The sequence below is a fragment of the Thiomonas sp. genome, assembly GCF_054608695.1.
In genome coordinates this window covers 22,233-28,232 of sequence record NZ_JBTRXV010000053.1, presented here as the reverse complement: position 1 = coordinate 28,232, position 6,000 = coordinate 22,233, and the positions used below count along the sequence as shown (strand labels likewise).

The following is a 6,000-nucleotide window of genomic DNA, read 5'->3' as shown; positions in this document are numbered from 1 at the left end:
GCGCTGGTCCAGGAGTCGATCTACGAGCGCTTCATCGAGCGCGCGATCAAGCGCGTGGCGGCGATCAAGCAAGGCAGCCCGCTGGAGATGGGAACCATGATCGGCGCGCAGGCGTCGAGCGAGCAACTGGAAAAAATCCTCTCCTACCTCGACATCGGCAAGCAGGAGGGCGCCCAGGTTCTGATTGGAGGCGAGCGCAACAAGCTGCCGGGAGAACTGGAGGGCGGGTATTACGTCAAGCCCACGGTTTTCAAAGGGCACAACAAGATGCGCATTTTCCAGGAGGAAATCTTCGGCCCGGTCCTGTCCGTCACCACGTTCAAGGACGAGGAAGAGGCGCTGGAGATTGCCAATGACACGCTGTACGGCCTGGGCTCGGGCGTCTGGACGCGCGACATGAACCGGGCGTTCCGCATGGGCCGCGGCATCCAGGCCGGCCGCGTCTGGACGAACTGCTACCACCTCTACCCCGCCCATGCGGCGTTCGGTGGCTACAAGCAATCGGGCATCGGACGCGAAAACCACAAGATGATGCTCGACCACTACCAGCAGACCAAGAACCTGCTGGTGAGCTACAGCGAAAGCAAGCTGGGCTTCTTCTGAGCGCCCCCAGGGTCGGCCCGCCGACCCGCCCCCCGTGGGGGTCAAGGAGACTTGGGGCGGCCCGGCGTTTCCTTGAGAAGACGCGCTGCGCCACTGCCCGTGAACGCGGGCAGTGGCGCAGCAGGACAGCACCGCATGCGCATTGCAACCCTGCAATCCCGCAGCGTTCCACACGCCGACGGATGACCTGCCATGAACACCGAGCAAACCTTGCGCGAAGCATCCACGACGGCACCGGTCGTCCCTCAAGTCATCGCGACCACTGCGGCGCTCGAACTGGTCGCCAAGCTCAAAGCAACCCACGGGGAGTTGATGTTTCATCAGTCCGGCGGCTGCTGCGATGGCAGCGCGCCGATGTGCTTTGCTGCGGGCGAATTTTTGGTTGGGGATGCAGATCGGCTTCTAGGGTCTATCGGTGGCGTGCCGTTTTACATCGGGCTTGCACAGTTCGAGTATTGGAAACACACGCAACTCATCATCGATGTCGTTCCCGGCCGCGGCGGCATGTTTTCTCTCGAGGGTTCAACAGGTCTGCGCTTTCTCACGCGCTCAAGGCTTTTTGACGACGACGAATGGAGAGTTTTGGAACAGGAGGGACGCGTCTGACCCTGCATCGAGCGATCAAAGATTGAGTGCCATCGATCGGATGAGCAAAGATTTGTTCTCCCGTGCAAAACCAAATTCGTGTGGGCATCTTCATGGGCCACGGCAAGACAAAGGAGTTTCGGGAACACAGCCACCCGCATTCCAGTTGCTTTTGCCGAGGTTGCATCGCCGGAAGGCTCGGTGCCATTCATCATTCACGCGTCGCGCGCCGCACCGAGCAGTCGTCGCCGCAACCCCTCCAATGCATACCGCGCCGAGGCCAGGCGCACCGCCTCGCGGTCGCCGGGCCAGATGATGGATTGGGCCTCGGCGCGTAGGCTGTCCGGCTGCTCCTTATCCAGCCAGGCCCAGCCGAACCACACCAGTCCTACCGGCTTGTCCGGTGTGCCGCCGCTGGGGCCGGCGATGCCGGTGATGGACAGGGCGGCCTGCACGGGGGCGTGCGCCAGCACCCCGCGCGCCATGGCCAGTGCCACTTCGCGGCTGACGGCGCCGTGTGTGGCGAGCAGGGCTTCGGGCACGCCCAGCAGCTCGGTCTTGGCGCGGTTGCTGTAGGTGACGATGCCGCGCTCGAACCAGTCGCTCGAACCGGCGAAGCTGGTGACGGCTGCGGCCACCAGCCCGCCGGTGCAGGACTCGGCGCAGCCCAGCATCCAGCCGCGATCGAGCAAGGGCGCGCGCAGCGCCAGCGCGGCGTCCAGCACGTCCCGCCATGGCGCTTGCGCTTCATGCGCCATGGCTTGCGCTCCACGCGAACAGCAGCATGGCGCCGAACACCACGGCCAGGGTGAGCAGTGCGGCCACAAGGTCGTCGAGCATGATGCCCAGGCCGCCTTTCACATGCCGGTCGGCCCAGCCCACCGGGCCGCGCTTGACGGCGTCGAACGCGCGAAACAGGGCAAAGCCTGCCGCTTGCAGCCACCACACGGCGGGGGTTTGCGGCGCGGGCTGCAGCAACCACAGCACCAGCCAGATGGCGACGATTTCGTCCCACACCACGGGCGAGGGATCGTCGGTCTGCAAGGCCTGCGCGGTGCGCCCGCAGACCCACACGCCGAGGGCAAAACCGCCGAGCAAGAACGCGGCCCAGGCGCCGTTGGGCAGCCAGGGCGCGAGCAGCAGGTAGCTGGCCCAGCCGAACAGGCTGCCCGCCGTGCCGGGGGCGATGGGCGCGAGCCCGGAGCCGAAGCCGAGGGCGAGGCAATGCACCGGGCTTGAGAAGGCGAAGCGCCAGTTGGGCTGCGGCGCCGTGGAGCTTGCGGGGGTTGGAGAGGATGGGTTCATGGGGTGCGGAAATGGTCGAACGCGGCGTAATGCGCGGGAATCTCGTGGCCTTGTGCGTCCAGCAGGATGACGCCGGGCGCAGCGGTGATGCGGCCGATGCAGGCCACGGGAGTTTGCGCCTTGCTGGCGGCGTCGAGCACCGCCTCGTGCCGATGCGCGGGCGCGGTGAACAGCAGCTCGTAATCGTCGCCGCCGGCGAGTTGGCAGGCGCGGCGGCGAGCGGCGGGCTGGGCCTGCACGACGCGGCTTGCGGGAATGCGGTCGGCTTCGATGCACGCGCCCGCGTGGCTTGCGCGCAGCACATGGCCGAGGTCGCCGAGCAGGCCGTCGGAGATGTCGATGGCGGCATGGGCGATGCCGCGCAGCGCCTGCCCCAGCGCCACGCGCGGAGTGGGCTGATCCATGCGCGCGCGCATCGCGGCGAGGTCGTCGGCAGCCAAGCTCCATTCGCCCCGGACATGGCCGAGCGCGAGGCGGGCGTCGCCGGGCGTGCCCGACACCCAGAGCGCATCGCCTGCTCGCGCGGCGTCGCGGCGCAAGGCCAGGCCCGGTGGCACCAAGCCCAGCACGGTGATGCAGATGTTCAGCGGCCCCTTGGTGGTGTCGCCGCCGACGAGTTCGATGGCCTGTTCGTCGGCGAGCGCGAACAGCCCGGCGCTGAAGCCTTCGAGCCAAGCTGCGTCGGCGGTGGGCAAGGCTAACGCCAAGGTGAACGCCAGCGGCTGCGCGCCCATCGCGGCCAGGTCCGACAAATTCACGGCCAGCGCCTTGTGGCCGAGCTTGCGGGCATCGGCCCCGGGCAGGAAATGGCGGCCTTCCACCAGCATGTCGCTGGACACCGCGAGCTGCTGGCCGGAGGGAATGGCGAGCAGGGCGCAATCGTCGCCCACGCCCAGGGTTGCGTTGCGCGCAGGGCGGGTGAAGTAGCGCGCGATGAGATCGAATTCGCCGAGGGTGGAGGCCATGCGGGTATTGTCGTCGCTGCCCGAGACTGGCAACTCCGCCGCGAGGGCCGCTGCACGGCGCGCTGTTTGGACCGGAACACCAGGGGGCGGACCGGACTCCTAGAATGAATCGCGGATCATCAAAAGCAATCAAAAGCACATCATCAAAAACGCGTGCGGCCCCAAACCCGGCGCATCCTCTCGACGGAGACCCTTCATGTCCACCCCCGATGCCAAGGCCGAGCTGCGCCGCGCGGCCCTGGAATATCACGAATTTCCCCGCCCGGGGAAGATCAGCGTCACCCCGACCAAGCAACTCTCCAACCAGCGCGATCTGGCGCTGGCGTATTCGCCGGGCGTGGCCGCGGCCTGCGAAGACATCGTGCGGAACCCGGGCGATGCCGCGCGCTACACCGCGCGCAGCAACCTGGTGGGCGTCATCACCAACGGCACGGCGGTGCTGGGGCTGGGCGACATCGGTCCGCTGGCAGCCAAGCCGGTGATGGAAGGCAAGGCGGTGCTGTTCAAGAAGTTCGCCAACATCGATGTGTTCGACATCGAAATCAACGAGAAAGACCCGGCCAAGCTCATCGAGATCATCGCGGCGCTGGAACCCACCTTCGGCGGCATCAACCTGGAAGACATCAAGGCGCCGGAGTGTTTCCAGGTGGAGCGCAGCTTGCGCCAGCGCATGCGCATTCCGGTGTTCCACGACGACCAGCATGGCACCGCCATCATCGTCGGCGCCGCCGTGCTCAACGGGCTGAAGGTGCTGGGCAAGCGCATCGAAGACGTGAAGCTGGTGTGCTCGGGCGCGGGCGCCGCGGCGCTGGCCTGCCTGCACCTGCTGGAGCATCTGGGCCTGGCGCGCGAACACATCTGGGTCAGCGATCTGGCCGGCGTGGTGTGGGCCGGGCGCACCGAGTTGATGGACCCGGACAAGGCGCGTTACGCGCAGCCCACCGAGGCCCGCAAGCTTGGCGACATCATCGACGGCGCCGACATCTTCCTCGGCCTGTCCGCCGGTGGCGTGCTCAAGCCCGAGATGGTGGCGCGCATGGCCGCCAAGCCGCTGATCCTGGCGCTGGCCAACCCCACGCCGGAAATTCTCCCCGAGGAAATCAAGGCGGTGCGCGGCGACGCGGTGATCGCCACCGGCCGTTCGGACTATCCGAACCAGGTCAACAACGTGCTGTGCTTCCCCTACATCTTCCGCGGCGCGCTGGACTGCGGCGCCACCACCATCACCACCGAGATGGAAGTGGCCGCGGTGCACGCGATTGCCGCGCTGGCGCAGATGGAACAGAGCGATGTGGTGACCACCGCGTACGGCATGCAGGAAGCCGGCTTCGGCCCCACCTACCTGATCCCCAAGCCGTTCGACCCGCGCCTGATTCTGCACATCGCCCCGGCCGTGGCCCGGGCGGCTGCGGCCAGCGGTGTGGCGACGCGGCCGATTGCCGACCTCGACGCCTACCGCGAGCAGCTGCAGCAGTTCGTCTATCAGTCGGGCGCGATGATGCGGCCCATTTTCTCCATCGCCAAACACGCGCAGAAAAAGCGCATCGTCTACGCCGAGGGCGAGGACGAGCGCGTGCTGCGCGCCGTGCGCGTGGTGATCGATGAGCAGCTTGCGCGCCCGATCCTGGTGGGCCGCCCGGCGGTCATTGCGCAGCGGGTGGAGCGCTTTGGCCTGCGCCTGCAGGAGGGGCGCGACTTTGACGTGGTCAACACCGACAACGACGAGCGCTACCGCGACTTCTGGCAGAGCTACCAGCAGATCGCCGGGCGCAAGGGCATCACCCCGCCGTTCGCCAAGATCGAGATGCGCCGCCGCCTCACGCTGATCAGCGCGATGATGCTGCACAAGGGCGAGGCCGACGGCATGATCTGCGGCACCTGGGGCAACACCCATCTGCACCTGCACTACATCGACCAGGTCATCGGCAAGCGCCCCGGCGCCAAGGTTTACGCCGCGATGAACGGGCTCATCCTGCCAGGGCGCCAGGTCATGCTGGTGGACACGCACATCAATCTCGACCCCAGCGCCGAGGACCTGGCCGAGATCACCCTCATGGCCGCCGAGGAGTTGCGCCGCTTCGGCATCACGCCCAAGGTGGCGCTGCTGTCGCATTCCAATTTCGGCTCGAGCAATGCCCCCAGCGCACTCAAAATGCGCCAGGCCCTCGAGTTGCTGCACCAGCGCGACCCCGGGCTGGAAGTGGACGGCGAGATGCACGGCGATTGCGCCTTCGACGCCGGGCTGCGCGCCAGCCTGCTGCCGCAGACCACCTTGTCGGGCGAGGCCAATCTGCTGGTTTTCCCGGGTCTGGACGCCGCCAACATTGCCTACAACCTGCTCAAAACCACCGCCAGCAACAACGTCGCCATCGGCCCCATGCTGCTCGGGGCGGCCAAGCCGGTGAACATCCTCACCGCATCGAGTACCGTGCGGCGCATCGTCAATATGACCGCGCTCACCGTCATGGACGCCAACTCGACGCGCTGAAGCCCAGTCCCCTGCATTCACACCGCACCTCTTTTTCAGGGGCGATCAGGCTGA

Annotated in this window: 5 protein-coding genes and 1 pseudogene; 3 read left to right on the top strand and 3 right to left on the bottom strand. The window is 66.9% G+C overall.

Translation table 11 applies throughout. From position 1 onward, the window contains the following. Together adh and ACYCUK_RS15660 are read left to right on the top strand one after the other, a co-directional pair. A pseudogene (gene adh, locus ACYCUK_RS15665) lies at window positions 1–603 on the top strand (aldehyde dehydrogenase); the annotation flags it as partial. Window positions 604–795: 192 nt separating this feature from the next. Beyond that, window positions 796–1,209 (top strand): DUF779 domain-containing protein, encoded by a 414-nt coding sequence (locus tag ACYCUK_RS15660; protein ID WP_461595626.1) that lies wholly within the window; start codon window positions 796–798, stop codon window positions 1,207–1,209. Between the two features lie 194 nt (window positions 1,210–1,403). On the opposite strand, the gene ACYCUK_RS15655 is transcribed toward ACYCUK_RS15660, so the two are convergent. The 3 genes from ACYCUK_RS15655 to thiL are packed head-to-tail and all read right to left on the bottom strand — an operon-like array spanning window position 1,404 to window position 3,458. Further along, window positions 1,404–1,946, bottom strand: coding sequence for a CinA family protein (locus tag ACYCUK_RS15655; protein ID WP_461595625.1), 543 nt, complete (start codon window positions 1,944–1,946; stop codon window positions 1,404–1,406). After that, window positions 1,936–2,493, bottom strand: a complete 558-nt coding sequence (locus ACYCUK_RS15650; protein WP_461595624.1) for a phosphatidylglycerophosphatase A family protein — start codon at window positions 2,491–2,493, stop codon at window positions 1,936–1,938. The genes ACYCUK_RS15655 and ACYCUK_RS15650 overlap by 11 nt, the downstream gene beginning before the upstream one ends. After that, window positions 2,490–3,458, bottom strand: a complete 969-nt coding sequence (gene thiL, locus ACYCUK_RS15645) for a thiamine-phosphate kinase (protein ID WP_461595623.1) — start codon at window positions 3,456–3,458, stop codon at window positions 2,490–2,492. Before thiL ends, ACYCUK_RS15650 begins: the two co-directional genes overlap by 4 nt. A gap of 196 nt (window positions 3,459–3,654) precedes the next feature. Here thiL and ACYCUK_RS15640 point away from each other — a divergent pair, with 196 nt between their 5' ends. Then, entirely contained in the window at window positions 3,655–5,946 is a 2,292-nt protein-coding gene (locus tag ACYCUK_RS15640) for an NADP-dependent malic enzyme (RefSeq protein ID WP_461595622.1), read from the top strand. The last annotated feature ends 54 nt before the right edge of the window (window positions 5,947–6,000 follow it).